The organism is Haloarchaeobius litoreus (genome assembly GCF_024495425.1).
Lineage (GTDB): Archaea > Halobacteriota > Halobacteria > Halobacteriales > Natrialbaceae > Haloarchaeobius > Haloarchaeobius litoreus.
In genome coordinates this window covers 152533-177221 of sequence record NZ_JANHJR010000002.1, presented here as the reverse complement: position 1 = coordinate 177221, position 24689 = coordinate 152533, and the positions used below count along the sequence as shown (strand labels likewise).

Genomic DNA, 24689 nt, shown 5'->3' with positions numbered 1-24689 from the left:
AATCAATTAGAGCCAGACTCGAACACTCCGCTCACCAGCTTGCGTTCGGCCGCACGCAGGTGGTAGTGGTACGTGGGTGGTGTGACGTCGAGCGCCTCGGCGAGCACCTCCCCGGTCACCTCGCGCGGCCAGTCGTAGAAACCGGCGTAGTACGCGGTCTGGAGCGCCTCGAACTGTCGCTCGGTCAGCTCGCCCTCGACCCACGAGCGCTGGTCGCGATGCTGGCGGTTGCTCTGGCTCGTCTCCCGCCGGGCGGCGAGCTCCGTCGTCGGGTAGGACTCGCTCAGGTCGTTCCACAGCCCGCGCGTGTCGCCACCCTGGGGCAGCTCGACCACCATCGTCGCAACGCCGTCCGTGGCCGTCAGCGACTGGATTGTCCCGTCGTACTCCCGGAGCAGCTCGAACAGGCGCGGCTCCGACAGCTGGATCTCGAACAGCGTCTGGTCGCCGTCCTCGTTGATCCGGGACACCGACGGTGCCGACGACCACTCCGCGAGCGTCTCCTCCACGAGGTCCGGGTCCACGGCCTCGGTGCGGACGAAACAGAGGTGTGTCCCGTCCGGTCGGGCGACGGCCCCATCCATCCGAATCGACCCGCCGACCGCCGCCGACAGCCGCGAGAAGGTGAACCGCTCGTCGGCCACCTCGAACTCGAGTTCGACCACGCTGTCGGTGACGAGCGCCCGGGTCCGCTCGACGGCGTGGATGGCGTAGCCGATGGTCTCCCCCAGCTCGCCGAGCACCGCCAGCTCCTGTTCGGTCACCGTCTCGGGCGTCGCGACGTGCAACACGAGGACACTGTAGACGCGCTCGTTGTCGACCAGCGGCACGGCCACCACCGTCTGGAAGCCGTACGTGAGCGCCTCCGTCCGGCGCTCGCTCCACTCGTTCGTCAGCACGTCCTCGACGACGACGACCTCCTGGTCGTCGGCCGCCCGCCGGACGAGGTCCCCCTCTGGCGTCGGGTCGTCCAGGTCGTCGGCGATGCGGTCGACGTAGTCCGCGTCGGTGTCCGCCCACGCGAGCGGCGTCATCGCGCCGTTCGGCCCCTCCGCCTCGGCGACCCAGACGGCGACGTACGGCTCCGCCTCGGCCAACCGATCACAGACCGCCTGCTCGATCTCGCGTCTGGTCGACGCCTGCGCGACCGCACGGTTCACGTCACGGACGATCTTGTTCGTGTGGTTCAGCTTCCGGAGCTCCTCGTTCTGCCGGGTCAACCGGCTGTCGTGGTCCCGGAGCAGCTGCTCGCGCCCGGCCCGGTCCATCGCCGCCTCGGTGTTCGCCGCGAGGATGTGCAACAGCTCGATGGTCGGCTCCTCGAACCCCTCGACGGTGTCCGAGACGGCCACCAGCGCGCCGTGGGTCCCCAGCGGGATCACCAGCTGGCTCTCGACCACGTCGTCGAGTGCTCCCGACTCGTCCGCCACGTCCGGGAAGTACCGCGACTCACCCGCGCTGAACGTCTCCCAGACGTACCCCGCGCCGCGCTCGACCGTCGGCGGCGACCCCAGCAGCTCGCTCGTACTCGGCGTCGTCGCGGCCGGTTCGAGCGTCCCGGTATCGCTCTCGAACGTGTAGACGATGAGCGCGCTCAGTCCAAGCAGGTCCGCCGCCGTCTCCGCCGCCGTCTCGCAGATGTCGGCCTGCGTCTCCGCACGCATCAGGTCCCGAGAGGTCTCGTGCAGCGTATCGAGCGTCTCCTCGTATCGCTTGCGCTCGGTCACGTCCGTCGCAACCGTCAGGACCGCCCGCTCGCCCTCGTACTCGATGGCCCGCGAGGTCATCTCGACGTGGACCACCGACCCGTCGTGGCCGACGATTCGTCGCTCCTGTCGTGTCGGCTCCGCCTCGCCCGCCATCGTCTGCGACATCGCGGTCGTGACCGCCGCCTCGTCCTCCCGGTGGACCAGCGACGCCAGCTCCGTCCCGAGGAGCGCCGTCTCGTCGGCGGCCCCGACGAGCGAGACGAACGCCGGGTTCGTGTAGACGAGGTCGCCGTCGCGGTGCACGACGACTGCGCTCGGGGACACCTCGACCAGCGTCCGGTACCGTTCGCTGCTCTCCCGCCGCTCCCCCTCGATGACGTTGCGCTCGATGGCGCTCGCGAGCACCGTCGCCACGTTCTGGAGGAACGTCACGTCGTCCTGCGTGAACCGACGATGGGTCCGGGCGTGCGCTTCCAGCACCCCCCAGTCGGAGCCGCGCAGGCCGACCGTCGCGCACGCACCGCTCCGGAGCCCCTCCACCTCGGCCGCGTCGGCCGTGTCGAACCGCTCCTCTGACGACAGGTCGTCGACCACCACGACCGGCTTCCCGTCGGTGACCGCGTACTGCGCCTGCCCCGACGGCGGTGCGTCCGGTCGCCAGCCGACGGCCGCCTCCGTCCGGAGCTCCTCGTCCGACCCCGAGAGGATGCGGACGTGGCTCACGTCGAGCGCCCGCGCGACCCGCCGAACCGTCGTCTCGAACAGCACGTCCAGCTGCGGCTCGTTCAGCGCCTGCTGCCCGATGGTCGCCACCGCCTCCTGCTGTCGAACCCGGTCCTGCAGCGCGCTCTGGGTCCGGTACTGCGCCACCGCGTTCCGAATCTGGTTCCCCAGCAGCGCGTACCGCTCGCGGCCCGGCTTCTTCTGCAGGTACTGGGTCACGCCCGCCGCGATGGCGTCGCTCGCGATCTCCTCGCTCCCCTTCCCCGTGAACAGCACGAACGGCAGCCGGTCGTCCCGCTCGCGAACCGCCTCCAGCAGCGCCAGCCCGTCCATCTCGGGCATGTCGTAGTCGCTCACGATGCAGTCGACCTGCCGCCCCGGGTCCTCGACCACCTCGATCGCCGCCGACCCGTTCGGGACGACCGTCACCGAGATACTCTCGTCCGCCCGCTCCAGCATCGTCTTCGAGACCTCCGCGAAGTCGGCGTCGTTGTCCACGAACAGCACCGACACCTCCTCGACGGTCGGCGTCCCGGCCACCATTTCGCCGGGCCCGTCTCTTGCCATGGGAGCCGCTACGTCGCAAGGGTACTAAAGGATTAGAGTCAGCCCGGCCGACAGGCACTGGCGCTCGGTATCGGTGACCGTGAAACAGATTAGAATACGTACACTTTTGACGCGCTATCCTGAACTCGGTTCGCATGCGACGACGCACGTATCTCACTGCGAGCACGCTCTCACTGACGGCACTCGCCGGCTGCACGGGCATCCTCGGCGGGGACGGCAGCGACGTCGGCGACGACCCGGAACAGACGCTCCGGACGTTCCTCACGGCCGCCATCGAGGGCGACAGGGACCGGGCGCGCGACCTCGTTCACCCCGACGGGCCGATGATGGCAGAGACCGAGGACAGCGAGCAGGAGAACACCCAGCAGGACCTCGACATCAGCATCGAGGAAACCGAGGTCCGGAGACAGGACGAGAGCACCGCGATGGTCGTCGTCGAGTACACCCTCTCCGACCAGCAGGGCAACTCCCAGACCGACCGCGTCGAGTACGAACTGCGCACCCACGACGGGAACTGGCGCGTCTGGGACGCTGGTTCTCCCGGTGGGACACCGCCGAACGCGGGGTTCGACTTCACCGACCAGCCCGACCAGAACGCCGTAGTTATCACGCACGGCGGTGGCGAGACCATCCAGCACCCCGACCGCATCACCGTGCAGGTCGGCGGCTCTCCCCGGGGGACACTCGCCGAGGTTATCGACTCGCCCGTCGAGCCCGGTGACTCCGGTACCGTCTCCGTCCCCGCCGACAGCACCGGCGTCCTCCGGCTGCAGTGGAGTAGCGCCGACCGGTCGGTCATGCTCATGCGCCACGAGTACGACGTGCGGTGAACACTCCTCGTTCGGTTGCGCCAGCAGAATACGCCCGAGGCGGGATTTGAACCTCACTCGTTCCGCGTCGCTCCACTCGCTGCTTCAAATCCCTTCGTGGCGAGTCGCTGGCGTGGACTCACTCGTCGCTAACGCTTCTCGTTCGGTTGCGCCAGCAGAATACGCCCGAGGCGGGATTTGAACCCGCGTCACGACCGTGACAGGGTCGTATGATGGGCCACTACACCACCCGGGCTCTCGAACGCATCTCTCCGTTCCGGCTGGCCTTATTAATCGGTGTCGATTCGGAACGACGCCAGACCGTCACCCGAACCGTTCCACCAACAGATACTCAGACGCCCAGTTCAGCCGCGACCGCGGTGCCTTCGGCTCCGGTTTCTCGACACGGAGTCGCATCTCGCCGGTCCCCGTCTCGCTGATCGGCACCCAGTACGCCGCTTCCGTCTCGGGCGAGTAGACCGCGTACGCGTCGACCTCCGCGGCTGTATAGCCGGTATCCACGCGCTCGCCGTCGGTCACCGTCGGACTGTACAGCTTGAACCGGACCGTCCCGTTCACCCAGCTGCCCGTCTTGCACTGGACACGGAACAGGTAGCCGTCGTCGTCGACGAGCAGGTCGTACCGGTCACTGTCGCCGAACGGGACCGCGACGGAACAGCCACACTCGAGCAGCCTCGCGAGTAGGATCGCTTCGGTCTCGTCGCCTCGTCGGGAGGGGTTCACACCGACGTTGGGTCGGCTTCCGGTATGAACTGTAGCGACGGGGGCGAGAGTCGTCTCGCTCGTGGACGAGAAGTCGAAGAACCGCCCGAGGCGGGATTCGAACCTCACTCGTTCCGCGTCGCTCCACTCGCTGCTTCAAACCCCTTCGTGGCGAGTCGCTGGCGCGGACTCACTCGTCGCTAGCGCTCCTCGTTCGGTTGCGCCAGCAGAATACGCCCGAGGCGGGATTTGAACCTCGGTCGGACATGCTCGCTTCGCTGCGCGTGCCCTCCCTGGTTCAAATCCCGCTACGGTCGCTCTGCTCGTCACGGAGTTCCTCGTAGAAGCGCCCGAGGCGGGATTTGAACCCGCGTCACGACCGTGACAGGGTCGTATGATGGGCCACTACACCACCCGGGCTTCACCCTATCGTACCCGGGTTGTACGCTTAAGGCTTTCCAATCGGAGGACGTGTGCGTGTGTCCACCGCGGCACAAACGCTTTAGGGTCGTAGCGCAATCGTCAGGACGAAACTGAATCTGTTCGCGTCGTCCCGACCGCGGGTTCGTACCCGCCGCCGAGGCGGGCACCAATAGCGAAAGCTCCCGCCGCACTTGGCAAACGTTAAATGCCTGCCGCCGGTAGTGCCCTGTAGTATCTCGTGACAGCAGCTTCTCTCTCCGGTCAGACACAACCATGGTAGACGTAAGCCAACACGAACTCGTGCCCGAGCACGTCGTCCTCGACGAGGACGACCTTCAGGACGTGCTCGACGAGTACGACATCGACAGGACGGACCTTCCCAAGATCAAGAACACCGACCCCGCGCTCCCTGAAGACGCGGAGATGGGTGACGTGGTGAAGATAATCCGAGAATCGCGAACGACAGACACAGCGGTCGTGTACCGACTCGTGGTGGACTGACAGAATGGACAGAGCAAACCGACGCGCGATTTCGCGTGAGTACTTCTCGAAGGACAGACTCGCAGAACACCACTTCCGCTCGTTCAACGCGTTCCTCACCCGGGGGATGCAGCGCGTCGTGGACGAGAAGGAGACCATCGACACGGACATCGGCGACAAGGAGGGCGAAGAGCCCGTCCACGTCGAGCTGGGAGACGTCCGCGTCGTGACCCCGCGCGTGCGGGAGGCCGACGGCTCCGAGGAACTGCTCTACCCGCAGGAGGCCCGCCTCCGGAACATCACGTACTCCGCGCCCGTCTTCATGGAGATGTCCATCGTGAAGGGCGAGGAGGGCGAGGAGCGGGTCGTCGACTCCACCGAGACCAAGATCGGCCGGATGCCCATCATGGTCGGCTCGGAGAAGTGCAACATCGCGGGCTTCTCGGACGAGGAGCTCATCGAGATCGGCGAGGACCCAGCCGACCCCGGTGGCTACTTCATCGTCAACGGCTCCGAGCGCGTGCTGATGACGAGCGAGGACCTCGCACCGAACAAGATCCTCGCCGAGTACGACACGAAGTACGGCGACGAGATCCAGGTCGCGAAGACCTTCTCGCAGCGTCGTGGCTACCGCGCGCTGGTGCTCTGTGAGCGCAACCGCGAGGGCCTGCTCGAGGTGTCGTTCCCGTCCGTGTCGGGGAGCATCAACTTCGTCACGCTCGTGCGCGCACTCGGGCTGGAGTCGGACGAGGAGATCGTCCACCGCGTCAGCGACGACCCCGAGGTCGTCAAGTACATGCTGGAGAACCTGGAGGCCGCCGAGGTCCAGAGCCAGGAGGAGGCCATCGAGACGCTGGGCAAGCGCGTCGCCTCCGGGCAGGGGAAGAACTACCAGCTCAAGCGGGCGAACTACGTCATCGACCGGTACCTCCTGCCGCACCTCCACGAGGAGGGCGTCGAGGAGGAGGACGTCCGCATCAACAAGTCGTACTACCTCTGCCGGATGGCCGAGGCCTGCTTCGAACTCGCGCTCGGGCGGCGCGAGTCCGACGACAAGGACCACTACGCGAACAAGCGCCTGAAGGTCTCCGGCGACCTGATGAAGGACCTGTTCCGGACGGCGCTGAACAAGCTGGCACGCGACGTGAAGTACCAGCTCGAACGCGCCAACATGCGCAACCGGCAGCTCTCGGTCAGCACGGTCGTCCGTTCGGACGTGCTCACCGAGCGCCTGGAGCACCCCATCGCGACGGGGAACTGGGTCGGCGGCCGCTCCGGCGTGAGCCAGCTGGTCGACCGGACCGACTTCATGGGCGTGCTCTCGCACCTGCGCCGGCTGCGCTCGCCGCTGTCGCGCAGCCAGCCCCACTTCGAGGCGCGTGACCTGCACGCGACCCAGTGGGGTCGCATCTGCCCCTCCGAGACGCCCGAGGGGCCGAACTGTGGGCTGGTGAAGAACTTCGCCCAGGCGATGGAGCTGTCACAGAACATCGAGGACGAACAGGGACTCAAACGAGAACTGGCGTCGATGGGGGTCAAGGGTATCCCCGGGCTCGAAGGACAGGGCCAGGAAACACCCGCGGACGACTAACACATGGCAAGTCAACAGCGCGAAGCGAAGGTATACGTCAACGGTAGTCTGGTCGGGACACACCCCGAGCCGCATCAGCTCGCGGAGCAGATCCGCGAGGCCCGCCGGCTCGGCGAGGTGAGCGAGATGGTCAACGTCTCCGTGAAAGACCGCACACGCGAGGTCATCGTCAACGCGGACGCCGGCCGGGCGCGTCGCCCGCTGCTGGTCGTCGAGAACGGCGAGACCCGCATCTCCGAGGAGGAGATCGAGGCGGTCCGCAACGGCGAGCTGGAGTTCGACGACCTCGTCGAGCACGGCCACGTCGAGTTCATCGACGCCGAGGAGGAGGAGGACATCTACGTCGCCGTCGACCGCGAGGACCTCACCGAGGACCACACGCACCTCGAGGTGGACCCGCAGCTCATCTTCGGTATCGGTGCGGGCATGATTCCGTACCCGGAGCACAACGCCTCGCCCCGGATTACGATGGGGGCGGGGATGATCAAGCAGTCGCTCGGCCTGCCGAGCGCGAACTACCGCATCCGGCCGGACACGCGCCAGCACCTGCTGCACTACCCGCAGCTCTCGATGGTCAAGACCCAGACCACGGAGCAGATCGGCTACGACGAGCGCCCCGCGGCGCAGAACTTCGTCGTCGCCGTCATGAGCTACGAGGGGTTCAACATCGAGGACGCACTCGTGCTCAACCAGGGGTCGGTCGACCGCGCGCTCGCCCGCTCGCACTTCTTCCGGACGTACGAGGGCGAGGAGCGGCGCTACCCCGGCGGTCAGGAGGACCGCTTCGAGATTCCGAGCCAGGACGTGCGCGGTGCACGCGGTGAGGACGCGTACACGCACCTCGACGAGGACGGCCTGGTCAACCCGGAGACGCGCGTCGACGAGAACGACGTGCTGCTCGGGAAGACCTCGCCGCCGCGGTTCCTCGAAGAGCCCGACGACATGGGTGGTCTCTCCCCCCAGAAGCGACGGGAGACGAGCGTGACGATGCGCTCCGGCGAGTCCGGGGTCGTCGACACGGTCACGCTGATGGAGGGAGAGGACGGCTCGAAGCTCTCGAAGGTCTCCGTGCGCGACGAGCGCATCCCGGAGATGGGCGACAAGTTCGCATCCCGCCACGGCCAGAAGGGCGTCGTCGGCCACATCGCACCACAGGAGGACATGCCCTTCACGCAGGAAGGTGTCGTCCCGGACCTCATCGTCAACCCGCACGCGCTGCCGTCGCGGATGACGGTCGGTCACGTGCTGGAGATGCTCGGCGGCAAGATCGGTGCCCTGGAGGGCCGCCGTGTCGACGGCACGCCCTTCACCGGCGAGGACGAGCACGAGCTCCGCGGTGGCCTGGAGGAGGCCGGCTTCAAGTCCTCGGGCAAGGAGAGCCTCTACTCCGGCGTCACCGGCGAGAAGATCGAGGCCGAGATCTTCGTCGGGGTCATCTTCTACCAGAAGCTGTACCACATGGTCTCGAACAAGCTGCACGCCCGTTCGCGCGGGCCGGTGCAGGTGCTCACCCGCCAGCCGACCGAGGGTCGCGCCCGCGAAGGTGGCCTCCGTGTCGGGGAGATGGAGCGCGACGTGCTCATCGGGCACGGCGCGGCGATGGCGCTGAAGGAGCGCCTGCTCGACGAGTCCGACCGCGAGTTCATCCACATCTGCGGTCAGTGTGGGATGAGTGCGGTCGAGAACGTCGACCAGCGTCGGGTGTACTGCCCGAACTGCGGCGAGGAGACGGACATCCACGAGATAGAGATGAGCTACGCCTTCAAGCTCCTGCTCGACGAGATGAAGGCACTCGGCATCGCGCCGCGACTCGAACTGGAGGACGCAGTCTAACATGGCAAGCTCACAGACACCAAAGGAGATCGGCGAGATCGACTTCGGGCTGATGGACCCGGAGGAGTACCGGGACATGTCCGCCACGAAGATCATCACGGCGGACACGTACGACGACGACGGCTTCCCCATCGACATGGGGCTGATGGACCCGCGGCTGGGCGTCATCGACCCCGGGCTGGAGTGCAAGACCTGCGGTCAGCACTCGGGCTCGTGTAACGGGCACTTCGGCCACATCGAGCTGGCCGCGCCCGTCATCCACGTCGGCTTCACGAAGCTCATCCGGCGGTTGCTCCGTGGCACCTGCCGCGAGTGCGCCCGGCTCTGTCTCACCGAGGACGAGCGCGACGAGTTCCGCGGCCAGCTCGACCAGACGCGCAAGCTGGGTCGGGACCTCAACGACGTGACGAAGGCGGCCATCCGGCAGGCCCGGAAGAAGGACCGCTGTCCGTTCTGCGGCGAGATCCAGTTCGACATCCAGCACGAGAAGCCGACGACGTACTACGAGGTCCAGCAGGTGCTGACCTCGGAGTATTCCCAGCGCATCGCGGCCGCGATGCAGCCCGGCGAGGACGACGACGAGCCGATGGGACGCGAGGCGCTCGCCAACGAGACGGGCATCGAGCTCTCCCGGGTCAACCAGATCCTCTCCGGCGAGTTCCGCCCCCGGGAGTCCGACCGGAAGGCACTGGAGAAGGCGCTCGACATCGACCTCACCGAGGAGGACATGAACAAGCTGATGCCCTCGGACATCCGCGACTGGTTCGAGGACATCCCGGACGAGGACATCGAGGTGCTCGGCATCTCGTCGGACAAGTCCCGACCGGAGTGGATGATCCTGACCGTGCTCCCGGTCCCGCCGGTGACGGCGCGACCCTCGATCACGCTGGACAACGGCCAGCGCTCCGAGGACGACCTCACCCACAAGCTGGTCGACATCATCCGTATCAACCAGCGGTTCATGGAGAACCGCGAGGCCGGTGCGCCCCAGCTCATCATCGAGGACCTCTGGGAGCTGCTCCAGTACCACGTCACGACGTTCATGGACAACGAGATCTCGGGCACGCCGCCGGCGCGCCACCGCTCCGGCCGTCCGCTGAAGACGCTGTCCCAGCGCCTGAAGGGCAAGGAGGGCCGCTTCCGTGGCTCGCTGTCCGGCAAGCGCGTGAACTTCTCCGCCAGGACCGTCATCAGCCCGGACCCGACGCTCTCGCTGAACGAGGTCGGCGTGCCGGACCGGGTCGCGACGGAGATGACCCAGACGATGAACGTCACCGAGCGGAATCTGGAGGACGCCCGACGCTACGTGACGAACGGGCCCGAGACGCACCCGGGTGCGAACTACGTCCGCCGGCCGGACGGTCGCCGCCTGAAGGTGACCGAGAAGAACTGCGAGGAGCTCGCCGAGAAGGTAGAGGCCGGCTGGGAGGTCAACCGACACCTCATCGACGGCGACATCGTCGTGTTCAACCGGCAGCCCTCGCTGCACCGGATGTCCATCATGGCCCACGAGGTCGTGGTGATGCCGTACAAGACGTTCCGCCTGAACACCGTCGTCTGCCCGCCGTACAACGCCGACTTCGACGGTGACGAGATGAACATGCACGCGCTCCAGAACGAGGAGGCCCGCGCCGAGGCGCGCGTCCTCATGCGCGTGCAGGAGCAGATCCTCTCGCCGCGCTTCGGCGAGAACATCATCGGAGCCATCCAGGACCACATCTCGGGGACGTACCTGCTGACGCACACGAACCCGCAGTTCAACGAGACGCAGGCGCTCGACCTGCTGCGTGCGACCCGCATCGACGAGCTGCCCGAGGAGGTCGGCGTCGACGACGACGGCCGCCCGTACTGGACGGGCCGCCAGCTGTTCTCGGAACTGCTCCCCGACGACCTCAACCTCGACTTCAAGTCGAACACCGGGGACTCGGTCGTCATCGAGGACGGGCGGCTCCTCGAGGGCACCATCGACGAGGACGCCGTCGGCGCGTTCGGCGGCGAGGTCGTCGACACCATCGCGAAGGTGTACGGCCTGACCCGCGCCCGCCAGTTCATCAACGAGGTCGCGACGCTCGCGATGCGCTCGATCATGCACTTCGGGTTCTCCATCGGCATCGACGACGAGACCATCCCGGGAGAGGCACAGGAGCGCATCGACGAGACCATCGAGGACGCCTACGACCGCGTGGAGGAGCTCATCGATACGTACGACGCGGGCGAGCTCGAGTCGCTCCCGGGTCGGACCGTCGACGAGACGCTGGAGATGAAGATCATGCAGACGCTCGGCAAGGCGCGTGACAACGCCGGCGACATCGCCGAGGAGCACTTCGAGGACGACAACCCGGCGGTCGTCATGGCCAACTCCGGGGCGCGTGGGTCGATGCTGAACCTGACCCAGATGGCCGGCTGTGTCGGCCAGCAGGCGGTCCGTGGGACCCGCATCAACCGCGGGTACGAGGACCGCACCCTCAGCCACTACAAGAAGAACGACCTCTCCGCGGAGGCACACGGCTTCGTCGAGCACTCCTACACCGGCGGGCTGACCCCGCGGGAGTTCTTCTTCCACGCGATGGGTGGCCGCGAGGGCCTGGTCGACACGGCAGTCCGCACCTCGAAGTCCGGCTACCTGCAGCGCCGGCTCATCAACGCGCTCTCCGAGCTGGAGACGCAGTACGACGGCACGGTGCGCGACACCAGCGACACCATCGTCCAGTTCGAGTTCGGCGAGGACGGCACGTCACCGACGAAGGTCGCCTACGACGACGACCACGGCATCGACGTGGACCAGATCGCCGACCGCGTCATCGAGGCGGAGTTCGAGAGCGAGGACTCGAAGGCGGAGTTCCTGGGCGAGAAGGCTCGCCCGACGAACCTCTCCGAGCACGGGGAGGCACGTCGCAACCCCGACCTCCTCTCGGAGGTGGAGTCGGATGACTGAGTTCGACGTCTCCGCGGACGTCGAGGCGGTCGTCGAGGACACCGAGCTGCCCGACGACCTCAAGGCCGAGGTGTACCGGACCGTCGAGGCGAACGACGCGAACGTCGAGCAGGCCGACGAGATCGCCCGCGCCGTCGAGCACCGGTACCTCGATACCCGGGTCGACGCGCTCGACCCCGTCGGCACCGTCAGCGCCCAGTCCATCGGGGAGCCGGGCACGCAGCTGACGATGAACACGTTCCACTACGCGGGCGTCGCGGAGATCGACGTCACCCAGGGCCTGCCCCGGCTCATCGAGCTGGTGGACGCCCGGAAGACGCCGGACACGCCGACGATGACGGTCCACCTCGACGACGAGTACGGGACCGACCGCGAGAAGGCCCACGAGGTCGTCTGGAAGATCGAGGCGACGAAGATCCTCGCGCTCGGCGACATCTCGACGAACGTCGCCGACATGCGCGTCCACATCGACCTCAACCCGGACACGCTCCAGGAGCGCTGGCCGACCGTCGACAGCGTCGACGAGATCGCCGGCGAGGTCGCAGAGATAATCGAGGACTCGCTGGGTGTGAAGACGGTCCAGCAGGGCACAGACGTCGAGTTCGGCCCCGAGGAGCCGTCCTACCGGGACCTGCTCCAGCTCGTCGAGGAGCTGCGCGAGGTGACGTTCAAGGGCATCGAGGAGATCGCCCGCGTCGTCATCCGCAAGGAGGAGACCGAGGACGGCGAGGAGTTCGTCCTCTACACCGAGGGTTCGGCGTTCGGCGACGTGCTCACCATCGAGGGCGTCGACGCCTCGCGGACCACCTGCAACAACATCCACGAGATCCACTCCGAGCTCGGCATCGAGGCCGCACGCGAGACCATCATCGAGGAGACGAAGACCACCCTCGAGGAGCAGGGGCTGGACGACGTGAACGTCCGGCACCTGATGCTCGTCGCGGACATCATGACCAACCGCGGCGAGATCGAGTCCATCGGCCGCCACGGCATCTCCGGCTCGAAGGACTCCGTGCTGGCGCGTGCGGCGTTCGAGGTGACGGTCAACCACCTGCTCGACGCCGCCATCCACGGCGAGGTCGACGACCTGAACGGCGTCACCGAGAACGTCATCGTCGGCAAGCCCATCAAGCTCGGCACCGGCGACGTGAACCTCAAGATGGGGTCGGTCAACCGGTCCTCGCAAGCGGACTGATGGCGGTCACGCTGACGGACGAGGCGCTGCGCATCCTCGGGCTGTTCGAGGAGGTGACCGAGGCGAGCGGTCGGGACTGCCTGATCGAAGACGACCGCGTCGTCGTCCTCGTCGCCGCGGGCGACATGGGCACGGCCATCGGCCCTGGCGGCCAGCACGTCGCCGAGTTCGAGGAGCGCCTCGGCCGCGACGTGAAGCTCGTCGAGGACGCCGACACCGCGGCGGACTTCGTCGCGAACGCGCTCGCCCCGGCGGCGGTGTACCACGTCACCATCAGCGAGAACGGCGACACGGTCGCCTACGCGGAGGTCGACGAGGCCGACACCGGCGTCGCAATCGGCGCGGACGGCCGGAACATCGACACCGCGCGCGAGCTGGCGAAACGGCACTTCGACGTCGACGACATCCAGCTGGCGTGAACCGCCTCGGGGTCAAGCCCCGAGGCTTCCCGTGGTTTAGTCGGGCACTCCCACTCAACCATCGGCCTGAGAGCCTCGAACGGTCAGGTGGGTCACGGTCGGGACGTCCACGGCCCCCGATGCCTGCCGTCGCACCTTCCGAACAACAGGAAGGCTGTTGAGAGCAGGCACATTCCAGTCCTGATGCTTCTCGATGCCTTTCACGGCGATGTTGACGCTTGCACCACGGTCGCTGTGGTCTTGATGCTCGCATCCCTTGCACTTGAACCGCTTTTTGTTGCGGTTCGCACGCTCCGTATGCCCGCACATCGGACACCGCTGGCTCGTGTATTCGGGGTTAATCCACGCAGTCGGAATCCCCTCGAACGCGGCCTTGTACGACGTATAGAACTGGAGGGCACGGAACGGGAGGTGGTGTAAGCGCCGATTCATCCGCGTACCGTAGTCGATACTGTCGCGCATCTCTTTGAGGTCTTCAAAGACGATGCACGGCCTCTCGAACTGATGACCCCACTCAACGATGTGCCGAGACACCTTGTGGAGTCGGTCACGGACAAACCGTTCTTCACGCCCTTCCAACGTGTCGTGGATGCTGTCTTTCCCCGCGTTTTGCACGCGCTTCCGCATCGTGAAGTAGCGGTGTCGCTCAAACTTGATTTCGGGGAAGTCGATGACCAACGTGTCTTCGACACCGTTCGCGGAGAGTGCGGTGAGAGCCACGTTATCCTCGTTCACGTCCACGCCGACGACCGTTCGTGAGTCCTGCTTGTCTCGTACAGTCTGCTCGGTGTTGGTGACATTGACGTGCAACTCGGCGTTCTCGTTATGGAACAGGGCTTCCGCCGTCCCAATCTTCCACTCGTCACTCGTGAGCGCGGTCTTGAGAATGTCGAGGTGGGCGTCACTCCCTTTGAGGACGCCCTTGACGTGTTTGTACGGCTTCGCGCTGATACGGAACGCCACGTCGCCGTCGTCAGTAAGCGACAGGTTGTACCCTTCCTCGTAGTTCGCTCGGAGCGGGTACGCGCCGTCCTTGGTGTGGCTCGGCTGGCCGAAGTCGTCGTACTCGTAGTAATTATCCATCGCACCGAGTGCTTTGACAACGACGCGCTGTGTCGTGTTCTTCACGAGGTTGGCGTCGTCGGCCACGCGGTCGGGAATCGTATTCCAGTCCACACCATCTTTGGCGAGACGGATAGTTTCGTTGTACACCGAGCGGGCTTCGAGCGTGGCGTCGTACAGCAGGCCCTCGTTATCACTCTGGATGTCGAGTTGGAAGTCCAGCGTCTTGACGAGAGCCTGTGAGTCGGTCATTCTTCGTCTTGTTCGGCGGGTTCTGAGGTTCTGACGACCTTCACGTCGGCCCCACGCCAGCGTTTGGGGACGGTGACGTGGGCACTGTTCCCGAACGGTTTGACCTCGCCGTCGAGAACTTCCTCACCTTCGATTTCAAAGCTGTCCGGCACACTCTAAGTATATACTTTGGATATACTTAACTGTGTTGATAGAGTGAGTTCGAGATGGGTGAAAAGCGGTCGAATCACACGGTGTACAACGTCAACTACCACTTCGTGTGGTGTCCGAAGTACCGACACGCGATTCTCGAACCCATCGAGGATTCGCTGGAAGCGAGTTTCCGCAACGTCTGCGACGAGTACGATTACGAGATACTGTCGCTCCAGATCTCACCCTACCACGTACATCTGTTCCTCTCCGCCCACCCGAAACACGCGCCGAGCGAGATTGCAAGGACTGTCAAGAGCACCACGGCGCGGGAGATGTGGGAACAGCACGAGTCGTTCTTGAAGGAGTATCTGTGGGGCGGTGGCTTTTGGGAACAGTCGTACTACACCGGAACGGCAGGAACAGTCTCAACGGAAACAATTGAGCGGTACATCGAGCGGACAGAACACGTCTAGGTGTCGGCTTCACCCTCGGGGTCAAGCCCCGAGGCACTCGCCTTGTTTTCTCTGTAGATTCGGCGATTTCAGGCCTGTTTTGTTGGGTTTCGACTCTGTAACGTAGCTACAGCGAGTTCGAAAGTTCCTGCTCCTTCAACTCGGAGTGCGCTGTCCGACACCGCAAACGGCCAGAAAGCCCCGACTGTCTCGACTCCCACGACTCGTTGCGTTGTCAGAACGCGGAACGTTCTGACTGCTTGCCAGACGGAGTCCGGCAACGTGGCCAGAAATCGAAGATTTCTGGCTGCTGACCGGAACTCGTAGAGTTCCGGTAACGTCCCGGGAGAGCCCCAATTTCCTGCGGGCTCACGGGACGCTCGCGTCCCGTGCCCGATGCTCGGTCGCAGGCTCCCTGCGCCTCTCATCCCTCGTGCGGCTGGCCGGGCTGCCACACCGTCCAATCAATATCCCGGGTCGGCGTCTGTATTTATCTGCACGGGGGGCGTAACTGGTCACCATGAGTACAGTATCGACGCGGTTCTCCGGGGTGGTTCGACAGTGAAGCTCGCCATGGTCGGCTTCGGCCAGGCGGGCGGGAAGGTCGTCGACCGGTTCGTCGAGTTCGACCGGCAGACCCGGGGGAAGACGGTCCGGGCGGCCGTCGCGGTGAACACGGCGACGGCCGACCTCCGCGGCCTGAAGCACATCCCGAAGGACCAGCAGGTGCTCATCGGGCAGACCAGGGTGAAGGGCCACGGCGTCGGGGCCGACAACGAGCTCGGCGCGGAGGTCACCGAGGAGGACATCGAGGAGATACAGGCGGCGCTCGACGACGTCCCGGTCCACGAGGTGGATGCGTTCATGGTCGTCGCCGGGCTCGGCGGCGGCACCGGGTCGGGTGGCGCACCGGTGCTGGCGAAGCACCTGAAGCGGCTCTACGCCGAACCCGTCTACGGGCTGGGCATCCTCCCGGGCTCGGACGAGGGCGGGCTGTACACGCTGAACGCGGCGCGGTCGTTCCAGACGTTCGTCCGCGAGGTGGACAACCTCATCGTCTTCGACAACGAGTCGTGGCGTCACACGGGCGAGTCGCTGGGCGAGGGCTACGCCGACATCAACGACGAGCTGGTGCGCCGGCTCGCGGTGCTGTTCGGCGCGGGCGAGGTCGACGAGGGCGGCGCTGTCGGCGAGTCGGTCGTCGACGCCTCCGAGATCATCAACACGCTCGGCAGCGGCGGCGTCTCGACCATCGGCTACGCCGTCGACCACGTCGAGCGCGAGAAGGGCGGGCTGTTCTCCCGGTTCTCGAAGAAGGAGCTGGACGAGACCGACACGACGAACCGTATCACCTCGCTGGTCCGGAAGGCGGCGCTCGGTCGGCTCACGCTCCCGTGCGAGCTCAACGGGGCGGAGCGTGGGCTGCTCGTCATGGCAGGCCCGCCGGAGTACCTCAACCGGAAGGGAATCGAGCACGGCCGCCGGTGGCTGGAGGAGCAGACCGGCTCGATGGAGATCCGCGGCGGGGACTACCCGCTGCCGGACGAGCACTCCGTCGCCTGCGTGGTGCTGCTGTCGGGCGTGACCGACGTGCCCCGCATCAAGGGGCTCCAGCAGGTCGCCATCGAGGCGATGGAGAACCTGGAGGAGATCCGCTCGCAGTCCGACGCGAACCTGGCGGCGCTGCTCGACGACGGCGACGAGGAGCTGACGCCGCTCTTCTAGACCTTCTCGTTGCTCGGGATGACGCGCTCGTTGCCCCGCCCGGCGTCGATGCGGCTGCTCAGCCCCCAGCCGAAGACGATGATACCGAAGACGAAGACGCCCGTCGCGCCCAGGATGTACGGCAGCGGCGGCGTCGCGAAGCCGAAGAAGGGTCCCTTGGCGATGTACCAGCCGGAGCCGACGGTCACGACGAGCCCGAGGAGCATCACGGTGGTACTCAGAGGCGCACGCATACCGGCCGCTTATCGGCCAATAGATTAAAGTTAACCGATGATTTCTACCTCCAGAGAATAGTTTGAACCGATAGAAGATTAGAATGTAAAATCCGTATTCAGGAGATCACCGAAGAGCGGAGCGAGGGGTCGGGCAGCGGGTGCGGACCCGTCGCGGTTGCCCCGTCCGGGACCGCTCAGTCCTGGATGGAGATGTGGTGGTCGTCCTCGTCCTCCAGCATGGGGAGGTGGACCTCGAGGACGCCGTTGCGGTAGGTCGCCTCGATCTCCTCGGCGACGACGTCGCCGGGGATGCGGACGCGCTCGCTGCTGCGGCGCGACTGGTGCATGGAGACGAACTCGGAGTCGTGGTCGATCTCGGTGACGGCGTCGATGTGGAGGGAGCCGTCACGGAAGGTGAGCTCGATGTCCTCGCGCTCGAAGCCGGGCAGGTCCATCACGAACACGTAGTTGCCGTCGCGCTCGGAGAGGCTGGTCGCGGCGTCGCCGTAGGTCGTGACGTCGGAGTCGGACTCGAGCTGGGGTGTCATGCCGCGGGGCGTCATGTCCATCCAGTTCGTTCGCATCTCGTCGAACATCTGGTCCATCTGGTCGAACATGCTGTCCATGTCATCGAAGGTTCGGAATGCCATACCAGATAGACGACTTATATCTATATAAACACGTATGTACACGGGTTAGCACGCAGGAGCCACATATATATCCAGTTTCAGAACGCGCAGTGTCTATCAAGTGACCTGTTCCGCGGCTTTCGGAACAGGCCGTCGAGGATACCCGGAGTGCCCGTAGAAGAGGTTCGCCAGCAGTGTGCGCCGCCAGATTCGCGTCCGGGCGGCGTCGGTTCGAGATCGCGGTTCGCTGTTCGAGCGCGGTGCGTCGGTCGGAAGTCGCGTCAGGAATCGGGGACGGCGTCAGCTCCGGGCGCGAACCGCGACGAGTGCTGCGCCGACGAGTGCGGCGAGCGCGGCGGTCACGCCGAAGCCGGGCATGCCGCTGCCCGAGTCGTCGCCGTCGGTCGTCTCCTCGCCCTGGATGGAGGCGGTCCGCTCCGAGAAGTGGTCGAAGCCCACCATAACCGTGGTGGACGCCTCGGCCTGTGCGGACGCGTCCTGTGCGACGTAGTACATGGACTCGTCGCCGTTCTGGGTCGCGGCGCGGAGCTCGCTCACGCTCTGGGCCCGAGCAGCGGCCTGCCCGTCGACCAGTACCTCGGCGGACTCGCCAGCGTCGACGACGCTCTCGGCGACGTGGATCACGACGACCTTACCCTGGCTCTGGGTGCGCTCGACGGTCATGTTGACCGTGTGCTCGCCCTCCTGGGCGGCCTCGACGGTCGTGTCTTGCCCGTACGTGACCGTGTCCTCGACGGTCTGCTCGCCCTGCTCCTCGACGTACACCTCGGCGGTCGCGGTGCCGTTGGCGATCATGCGCTCGACGCGCTTCTCGCCGTCGGTGCGCTCCTCGCCGGACTCGCGGAACACCAGCGAGGCATCGCTCCCGAGTTCTGCCGTGACGTTGCCCGCCTCGTTGACGGTGACGTTCCCGTCACCGACGACGATGAAGGTGCCCGTCGTGCCGTTGTCGGTCTCGACGACCACGCGGTCGTCGGACGCGGCTTCCGCCTCGGCATCACTGCCGACCTGGGCCTCGACGAACTGGCCGTTCTCGCCACCGCGGACGACGAGCGTGCCGTCCTCGTTGTCGTGGGTGACGATGCTGGCAGCGCCCTCGGTCTGGACGGTGGCCTGCGTCGTGGTGGACGCGCCCATGTCCAGCCCAAGGCCGTCCAGCTCGACGACGGAGTCGAGGTCGACCTCGCCGCTCACGCCCGCCCGACTCTCGTAGTTCGACTGGGACTCGACGCGCATCGACTCCACCATCGTCTCGTTGTCGACGGTGTAGTCGACGACCGCGTCGCCCTGCACGTCGTAGCTCACGTGCGCTCCAGCGTAGGCGTCTTGCGTCTCGGTTCGATCGGCCGTGACTGCGGCGGCGGCGGGTGTCGCGACGGACGCGACGACCAGCAGCGCGGCCAGCAGTGGTGCCATTCGGTTCATCGCATCGAACCCAAGACCGGACCGACTGGAGTAATCCGACCCTAATCGCGTTGGGAAATCGGCGGCGGATATAAGGCAGATGCCGAACTGGTTGGGTGTCCCGGGTCAGTCCTCGAACAGCTGGGAGTGTTCGTCGAGGACCGCGACGCCGGTCGCGCGGGCGCGACGGACGATGTGGACGTCGTAGGTGTCGTCGGCCGCGACGCTGTGGCCGACGCTCCGGAGCGTGGTCAGCATCCGACCCGCGTTCTCGCTCCCGACGAAGACGACCGTCGCGTTCAAGTTCCGTGCCTTGCGGCGGATCTTCGAGGAGATGGTGCCCGGCGACGCGTACCGGTCCGCGAGGACGTACTCGAACTCGGCCTCGGGCGCGATGCTGTCGACTGTTTCCGCGAGCCGTTCCAGCACCAGCTGCACGTCGAAGCTCTCGTCGGAGGCGATCCAGTCGCGCTCTCTGGCGTAGCTGGGGTTCCGCGGGACGACCGAGACGGCGACGACGCGCTCCTCGGTCAGGCCCGCGTACGACTGCGCCCGGTCGAGCGCGACACGCGAGAGGCGCTGGTCGTCGAACGGGACGACGTAGGTCATACGCGAGGGTAGGCCGCGGGACACATTAAACAGACGACACCGCTCTCAGGTTTCGAGGAAGGCAGGCGTCCGTCAGCGCGAGATGTCCTCGGTGCGGTCGGCGACGATGGCGTCGACCTCCGATTTGGTGACGGTGGCCACGTCGCCGGGGATGGTCCGCTTGAGCGCGGCGGTCGCGGTCGCGTACTGCAGCGCGCGGCCGACGTCGTCGCCGGAGAGCCGGCGGGCGAGGAACGCGCCGGTGAAGGCGTCGCCGGAGCCGATGGGGTCGTGCGTGTCGGTCTCGAAGGCGTCCTGCTCGTGGACGACGTTGTCGTGGATGGCGACCGCGCCGTGTGCCCCGCGGGTGACGACGACCGTGCGGAACTCGTACTCGGAGGCGAGGTGGTGGGCGAGCTGGGTCGGCTCGCCGTCGTAGTCGAGGACGGCCTCGGCGTCCTTCGCGGCGATGATGAGCACGTCGATGGCGGGGAACAGCCGCGTGATGGTGTTCCGGGCCGCCTCGGGCGACCAGAGCTTGCGTCGGTAGTTCACGTCGAAGGCGACCATCGTGCCGGCGTTGCGGGCGACGCTGAGCATGTTGACGGTGGTCTCGCGCATCTGTTCGGAGAGCGCGGGCGTGATACCGGTCGTGTAGAAGGCGGTGGCGTCGCGGATCCGTTCGAGGTTGAACTCCTCGGCGGCCGCCACCGAGAACTCGGAGTCGGCGCGGTCGTAGACCACGTTGGTCCCGCGGGGCCTGCCCGCGTGTTCGAGGTAGTACGTCCCCGGCCGGCCGTCCTCGGACCAGACGACGTCGGTCGTGATGTCGTGCTGGCGGATGCCGTTCGCGATGCGTCGCCCCGGCGGCGTGTCCGGGAGCTTCGACATCCAGGCCGCCTTCGCGCCCAGCCGCTCGGCCGCGATGGCGGTGTTGGACTCGGCACCGGCGGCGTGGACGTCAAGCTGCCCGGTCGTCTCCATCCGCTCGTTCCCCGGCGGTGACAGCCGCAGCATCGACTCGCCGAACGTGACAAGGTCGTCGCTCATCTGTACCCTCCCGGCGTCGCCGCCGACTGGCTCACAGCACTCATGTGCGGCCGAACGGACGGCACCAGTATAAGTGTCCCCACCACAGCCGCTCGTCGGGTATCAAATCGAAGGCCGAGAGCGCCCCGCCCGGTCCGACGGTGCGGTCAGCCCGGCGGCACCGTGCCACCGCCGTCGCTCGGCCGCATCTCAGCCCCCGTGGCCGGGGTAGTCCCGCTCGAAGCGCGCCTCGATCTCGTCGTCGGGGAACGAGACGAGCGTCGGGCGGCCGTGCGGGCAGGCCCACGGGTTCTCGCAGTCGTCGAGCGCGGCGAGCAGGTCCACCACGGAGCCCTCGGTGAGCGACGTGTTGCCCGTGACGGAGGGGTAGCACGCGAGGTCGGCGACGAACTCGTCGGCCAGCTCGTCGACGGTCGCCTCGCCGTCGGCCCCCTCCGCGACGAAGCCCGCGAGCACGTCCCGCAGGTCCTCGGGGTCGAGCGTCTTTCTGAACACCGCGGGGACCGCCGTCACCGCAACCGTCCGGTCGCCGGTCCGCTCCGCCCGGAAGCCGAGCGCCGACAGGGCCTCGCGGTAGTCCGGGAACGCCGCGGCCTCGCCGGCCGTGAGTTCGAGTTCGACCCGCTCGGCGAGGGTCTGGGCGGTCGCGCCCTCCTCGAACTGCGCCCTGAGGCGTTCGTAGTTGACCCGCTCGTCGGCGGCGTGCTGGTCGACGAGGACGAGCCCATCGGGCGAGGTTGCGACGAAGTACGTGTCGCGGTACTGCCCGAGCACCTCCAGTCTGGGGAGCGCGTCGTAGTCGGTGGGTTCGGTGGCGTCCTCGCCGGTCAGCGTGGTCTGGGTGCGTTCGCCGCCGAACTTGCGGTCGGCGTCGTCGGTCGGGCCGGCGTGGGGGGCGGCGTCCGCGCCGGTCGGTCCCGCGTGCTCGCTGGACGACGGCGGGTCCGGCCAGCCGCCCGACGAACGGGAGTCGCCCGGGCCGAACTCGCCGAGGTCGGTCGGTCGCTCCCGGCTCTCGGTGCTGCCCCAGTCCGGCGCGTCGGCGGTCTCGCCACTCGATCCGGTGGCTCCGGACGACACGGTGGGTTCCGCTGCCGCCGCGGGGTCCGCGTCGGTGGCTGCCGGCGACGACTCGGCGTCGCCCGCGGATGTCGCCGGCGACGCGTCCGCCGACGTCGACGCCGCCGGCCCGTCGGACGACGGCTCGTCGGCCGGCCGCGACGCGCGACTCCGGGTGTTCCGAGCCGCGGTATCCCCGACGCTCGCGGCTTCGGTCGTCTCGCCGGTCGGCTCCGGGCCGTCGCGTCGCACGTCACCAGCGACCGGCTCGGGCCGCACGTCCGCCTCGGCCGCCTTCGACTTCCCGCGCGGGGCCGACGACCGCAGCAGGCCAGCGTCGAGCAGCGCGTCCTCGACGGCGGCGTGGACCTGCCGGCGGACACCCGCCTCGTCCGAGAAGCGGACCTCCATCTTGCGCGGGTGGACGTTCACGTCGACCTGTCCGGGGTCGACCGAGAGGTCCAGCACGACGAACGGGTAGCGGTCCCCCGCGAGCTGGCCGCCGTAGGCCGAGAGGACGGCGTCGCGGACCAGCTTCGAGGTGACGTACCGGCCGTTGACGAACGTCGAGACGTACTCGCGGGTGCTCCGGGTCGTCTCGGGGTGCGAGACCAGCCCGCCGACCGCGTCGAGCGGACCGTCGTCGAGGTCGGGTGCCTCGACGGACTCCATCGCGCGTGCGACCTCCTTCCCGTAGACCGAGAGAACGGCCGAGGGCAGGTCGCCCTGGCCGGTCGTCGCGAACACCTCGCGGCCGTCGTGGGTGAGCGAGACGGCCACGTCCGGGTTCGCCAGCGCGTAACGCGTGACGACGCGGTTGACGTGGCTGAACTCCGTCGCGCGGGTCTTCAGGTACTTCTTCCGGGCGGGCGTGTTGAAGAAGAGCTCCGCGACCTCGATGGTCGTCCCCGCCGGCCTGCCGACGGGCTCGACCGACTGCACCTCGCCGCCCTGGTAGACGAGTTCGGTGCCCTCGGCGGGGCCGTCGTCCGGGTCCCGTGGCTTCGTCCGGATGGTCGTTCTGGAGACCGCGCCGATGGTGTGCAGCGCCTCCCCTCGGAAGCCGAGCGTGCCGACGCCGCCCTCCAGGTCGTCGATGTCGCGTATCTTGCTCGTCGTGTGCTCGCGGACCGCGGCGCGCACGTCCGCCTCGGTCATCCCCGCGCCGTCGTCCGCGACCGTCACGCCGTCGACGCCGCCGTTCTCCACGGCAACGTCGACCCGGGTCGCGTCGGCGTCGAGGCTGTTCTCGACGAGCTCCTTCACCACCGACGCCGGGCGCTCGACGACCTCGCCGGCGGCGATGCGCTCGACCGTCGCCTGGTCGAGCTTCCGGATGTCCGTGTCGGGCATGTGCGTCGGGTCGGGTGCTATCGCAATACGTGCTGTGGTCCGGGGAAAGACCCTTGCCGTTACCAATGGTTCTCCATCGTGTGCCATCCGAAACACCCTCCACTCCGAGTTCCCTCCGTCGCACGTTCCTCGCTTCGGCCTCGACCGTCGGTATCGGTTCCCTCGCGGGCTGTTCGACCGTCGACACGCTGCTCGGCGACGGGGTCGAGCCGCCGGAGCGTCAGGTGCCCGCCAACTGGACGCCGAATCCGGGCGACTGGCCGACCGAGCAGTACGACTTCGCACGGACCGGTCACAACCCGTTCGCGTCGCCGCCCCGGGAGGAGCCGTCGGCCGTCTGGACCGAGGACGTGAGCACCCTCGGCGGCAACTTCGACAACCTGATCTTGGCGGGCGGGTGGGTGCTGGCGGACCTCTCGGGGACGGTCGTCGCCCTGGACCCCGAGACCGGCGAGCAGGGCTGGCGATGGTCAACCCAGGGGAACGGCGGCAATCTGGAGTACGTCATGGGGAGGGTCTACGCCGGGAACGGGGACGGGATCGTCGCGCTGGACTCTTTCGACGGGGAACTGGTCTGGTCGACCAGACTCGGTAACTTCGACGTGTGGGACTACGACCTCGTGGAGCGCGAGGGCTGGGTGTTCCTGTTCGGCCCGGACGAGGTGCGGTGCCTCCACGCCGACACCGGGGAGGTGGTCGACCGACTGGAGCATGAGGGGCTACACCGTGTCGCGACCGACGGCAGCCTGCTGTACGGTGGGGACCGAGTGTTCTCTGCCCTGGCCGCCGACGACCGCCGTCTCGAACGTCGGTGGGAGAACGACTACCCGGGCTACGAGACGACTGACAGTCCGGTCGTCGACGACGGTCTCGTCTACCGCGGCGGGTATCGGGTTTTCGAGGACGATGACCTGCCCCAGAGCCGACTGACCGTGTACGACACGAACCACAGACACGGTGTCCAGACGGTGACGGTCCCGTTCGACCAGGGACTCCGGACACCCGCCGTCGCAGACGGGACCGCATACGTCGCCACGGCCGACGTGCGGACGGGCACGCTGAGACGGGACGGCGTCGTCGCCGCGGTGACACACGACGGCGAGGTGCAATGGCGGTTCCAGCCCGATGCCGACCCACGGTCGCCGGTCGTCGCAGACGGCACCGTCTACACGGGACCGTACCGGAATCTGGAGGACTCACTCGTCGCGCTCGACGCCGAGACGGGTGAGGAGCTCTGGCGACGGCCCGTCAACGAGCGGCCCGAACTCGCCGTCGCTGGCGAGACGCTGTACGTCGCGACCGACGGCGAGGTGCGGGCACTCCGAGCCTGAGCCGCCCCC

The 24689-nt window shown here is 67.1% G+C and carries 20 protein-coding genes and 2 tRNA genes; 10 read left to right on the top strand and 12 right to left on the bottom strand.

Translation table 11 applies throughout. The features are described from left to right. Positions 1-2: 2 nt before the first annotated feature. Positions 3-2999 carry a bacterio-opsin activator domain-containing protein gene (locus NOW55_RS07700; RefSeq protein ID WP_256399524.1) on the bottom strand — a complete coding sequence of 999 codons (2997 nt, stop codon included), beginning with the start codon at positions 2997-2999 and terminating at the stop codon, positions 3-5. Positions 3000-3133: 134 nt separating this feature from the next. Between NOW55_RS07700 and NOW55_RS07695 the strand changes: the two genes are divergently transcribed. Then, entirely contained in the window at positions 3134-3829 is a 696-nt protein-coding gene (locus tag NOW55_RS07695; protein WP_256399523.1) for a nuclear transport factor 2 family protein, read from the top strand. A 162-nt stretch (positions 3830-3991) separates the two neighbouring features. On the opposite strand, the gene NOW55_RS07690 is transcribed toward NOW55_RS07695, so the two are convergent. From NOW55_RS07690 to NOW55_RS07680, 3 genes are all read right to left on the bottom strand, one after another. Next, a tRNA-Asp gene (locus tag NOW55_RS07690) sits at positions 3992-4064 on the bottom strand. Positions 4065-4132: 68 nt separating this feature from the next. Next, positions 4133-4552: a group I intron-associated PD-(D/E)XK endonuclease gene (locus NOW55_RS07685; protein ID WP_256399522.1), complete on the bottom strand. Its 420-nt coding sequence runs from the start codon at positions 4550-4552 to the stop codon at positions 4133-4135. Between the two features lie 326 nt (positions 4553-4878). After that, positions 4879-4951 (bottom strand) — tRNA-Asp (locus tag NOW55_RS07680). A gap of 276 nt (positions 4952-5227) precedes the next feature. Here NOW55_RS07680 and NOW55_RS07675 point away from each other — a divergent pair. The 6 genes from NOW55_RS07675 to NOW55_RS07650 are packed head-to-tail and all read left to right on the top strand — an operon-like array spanning position 5228 to position 13407. After that, positions 5228-5455 (top strand): DNA-directed RNA polymerase subunit H, encoded by a 228-nt coding sequence (locus tag NOW55_RS07675; RefSeq protein ID WP_256399521.1) that lies wholly within the window; start codon positions 5228-5230, stop codon positions 5453-5455. Between the two features lie 4 nt (positions 5456-5459). Further along, positions 5460-7025, top strand: coding sequence for a DNA-directed RNA polymerase subunit B'' (locus tag NOW55_RS07670; RefSeq protein ID WP_256399520.1), 1566 nt, complete (start codon positions 5460-5462; stop codon positions 7023-7025). 3 nt (positions 7026-7028) lie between these two features. Continuing rightward, positions 7029-8858, top strand: coding sequence for a DNA-directed RNA polymerase subunit B (gene rpoB / locus NOW55_RS07665; protein WP_256399519.1), 1830 nt, complete (start codon positions 7029-7031; stop codon positions 8856-8858). Position 8859: 1 nt separating this feature from the next. Further along, complete coding sequence (locus NOW55_RS07660; protein ID WP_256399518.1) at positions 8860-11793, top strand: DNA-directed RNA polymerase subunit A'; 2934 nt, start codon at positions 8860-8862, stop codon at positions 11791-11793. Continuing rightward, entirely contained in the window at positions 11786-12988 is a 1203-nt protein-coding gene (gene rpoA2 / locus NOW55_RS07655) for a DNA-directed RNA polymerase subunit A'' (protein ID WP_256399517.1), read from the top strand. Before NOW55_RS07660 ends, rpoA2 begins: the two co-directional genes overlap by 8 nt. After that, positions 12988-13407 (top strand): NusA-like transcription termination signal-binding factor, encoded by a 420-nt coding sequence (locus NOW55_RS07650; RefSeq protein ID WP_256399516.1) that lies wholly within the window; start codon positions 12988-12990, stop codon positions 13405-13407. The genes rpoA2 and NOW55_RS07650 overlap by 1 nt, the downstream gene beginning before the upstream one ends. Before the next feature lie 54 nt (positions 13408-13461). Here the strand turns inward: NOW55_RS07650 and NOW55_RS07645 are convergent, their stop codons facing one another. Further along, complete coding sequence (locus NOW55_RS07645; protein ID WP_256399515.1) at positions 13462-14721, bottom strand: RNA-guided endonuclease InsQ/TnpB family protein; 1260 nt, start codon at positions 14719-14721, stop codon at positions 13462-13464. After that, positions 14718-14873, bottom strand: coding sequence for a DUF2080 family transposase-associated protein (locus tag NOW55_RS07640; protein WP_256399514.1), 156 nt, complete (start codon positions 14871-14873; stop codon positions 14718-14720). Before NOW55_RS07640 ends, NOW55_RS07645 begins: the two co-directional genes overlap by 4 nt. 54 nt (positions 14874-14927) lie before the next feature. Here NOW55_RS07640 and tnpA point away from each other — a divergent pair, with 54 nt between their 5' ends. Both tnpA and NOW55_RS07630 read left to right on the top strand, forming a co-directional pair. Continuing rightward, a complete protein-coding gene (tnpA, locus tag NOW55_RS07635) occupies positions 14928-15326 on the top strand; it encodes an IS200/IS605 family transposase (RefSeq protein WP_256399513.1) in 399 nt (132 codons plus the stop codon). Positions 15327-15878: 552 nt separating this feature from the next. Then, complete coding sequence (locus NOW55_RS07630) at positions 15879-17030, top strand: tubulin/FtsZ family protein (protein ID WP_303648711.1); 1152 nt, start codon at positions 15879-15881, stop codon at positions 17028-17030. Here NOW55_RS07630 and NOW55_RS07625 read toward each other — a convergent pair. From NOW55_RS07625 to mutL, 6 genes are all read right to left on the bottom strand, one after another. Then, positions 17027-17263: a DUF8132 family protein gene (locus NOW55_RS07625; protein WP_256399511.1), complete on the bottom strand. Its 237-nt coding sequence runs from the start codon at positions 17261-17263 to the stop codon at positions 17027-17029. The two genes, NOW55_RS07630 and NOW55_RS07625, sit on opposite strands and share 4 nt — an antisense overlap. A gap of 176 nt (positions 17264-17439) precedes the next feature. After that, positions 17440-17895 (bottom strand): Hsp20/alpha crystallin family protein, encoded by a 456-nt coding sequence (locus NOW55_RS07620; protein WP_256399510.1) that lies wholly within the window; start codon positions 17893-17895, stop codon positions 17440-17442. 279 nt (positions 17896-18174) lie between these two features. Continuing rightward, positions 18175-19320, bottom strand: coding sequence for a PGF-CTERM sorting domain-containing protein (locus NOW55_RS07615; protein ID WP_256399509.1), 1146 nt, complete (start codon positions 19318-19320; stop codon positions 18175-18177). Positions 19321-19425: 105 nt separating this feature from the next. Beyond that, complete coding sequence (locus NOW55_RS07610; RefSeq protein ID WP_256399508.1) at positions 19426-19908, bottom strand: universal stress protein; 483 nt, start codon at positions 19906-19908, stop codon at positions 19426-19428. Positions 19909-19980: 72 nt separating this feature from the next. Further along, positions 19981-20937, bottom strand: coding sequence for a bifunctional 2-dehydro-3-deoxygluconokinase/2-dehydro-3-deoxygalactonokinase (gene kdgK1, locus NOW55_RS07605; protein WP_256399507.1), 957 nt, complete (start codon positions 20935-20937; stop codon positions 19981-19983). 189 nt (positions 20938-21126) lie between these two features. Next, positions 21127-23349, bottom strand: a complete 2223-nt coding sequence (mutL, locus tag NOW55_RS07600; protein ID WP_256399506.1) for a DNA mismatch repair endonuclease MutL — start codon at positions 23347-23349, stop codon at positions 21127-21129. Positions 23350-23429: 80 nt separating this feature from the next. Between mutL and NOW55_RS07595 the strand changes: the two genes are divergently transcribed. Then, the gene (locus tag NOW55_RS07595; RefSeq protein WP_256399505.1) at positions 23430-24680 is read left to right on the top strand and encodes an outer membrane protein assembly factor BamB family protein; all 1251 of its coding nucleotides are present in this window, start codon (positions 23430-23432) and stop codon (positions 24678-24680) included. Positions 24681-24689 lie beyond the last annotated feature (9 nt).

Coding starts and splice junctions, on each gene's coding strand:
- NOW55_RS07670 (WP_256399520.1), top strand. CDS start 5,460: ATGGACAGAGCAAACCGACGCGCGATTTCGCGTGAGTACTTCTCGAAG.
- NOW55_RS07650 (WP_256399516.1), top strand. CDS start 12,988: ATGGCGGTCACGCTGACGGACGAGGCGCTGCGCATCCTCGGGCTGTTC.
- mutL (WP_256399506.1), bottom strand. CDS start 23,349: ATGCCCGACACGGACATCCGGAAGCTCGACCAGGCGACGGTCGAGCGC.
- NOW55_RS07625 (WP_256399511.1), bottom strand. CDS start 17,263: ATGCGTGCGCCTCTGAGTACCACCGTGATGCTCCTCGGGCTCGTCGTG.
- NOW55_RS07695 (WP_256399523.1), top strand. CDS start 3,134: ATGCGACGACGCACGTATCTCACTGCGAGCACGCTCTCACTGACGGCA.
- NOW55_RS07630 (WP_303648711.1), top strand. CDS start 15,879: ATGGTCGGCTTCGGCCAGGCGGGCGGGAAGGTCGTCGACCGGTTCGTC.
- NOW55_RS07645 (WP_256399515.1), bottom strand. CDS start 14,721: ATGACCGACTCACAGGCTCTCGTCAAGACGCTGGACTTCCAACTCGAC.
- NOW55_RS07675 (WP_256399521.1), top strand. CDS start 5,228: ATGGTAGACGTAAGCCAACACGAACTCGTGCCCGAGCACGTCGTCCTC.
- rpoA2 (WP_256399517.1), top strand. CDS start 11,786: ATGACTGAGTTCGACGTCTCCGCGGACGTCGAGGCGGTCGTCGAGGAC.
- NOW55_RS07615 (WP_256399509.1), bottom strand. CDS start 19,320: ATGAACCGAATGGCACCACTGCTGGCCGCGCTGCTGGTCGTCGCGTCC.
- tnpA (WP_256399513.1), top strand. CDS start 14,928: ATGGGTGAAAAGCGGTCGAATCACACGGTGTACAACGTCAACTACCAC.
- NOW55_RS07660 (WP_256399518.1), top strand. CDS start 8,860: ATGGCAAGCTCACAGACACCAAAGGAGATCGGCGAGATCGACTTCGGG.
- NOW55_RS07700 (WP_256399524.1), bottom strand. CDS start 2,999: ATGGCAAGAGACGGGCCCGGCGAAATGGTGGCCGGGACGCCGACCGTC.
- NOW55_RS07610 (WP_256399508.1), bottom strand. CDS start 19,908: ATGACCTACGTCGTCCCGTTCGACGACCAGCGCCTCTCGCGTGTCGCG.
- rpoB (WP_256399519.1), top strand. CDS start 7,029: ATGGCAAGTCAACAGCGCGAAGCGAAGGTATACGTCAACGGTAGTCTG.
- NOW55_RS07620 (WP_256399510.1), bottom strand. CDS start 17,895: ATGGCATTCCGAACCTTCGATGACATGGACAGCATGTTCGACCAGATG.
- kdgK1 (WP_256399507.1), bottom strand. CDS start 20,937: ATGAGCGACGACCTTGTCACGTTCGGCGAGTCGATGCTGCGGCTGTCA.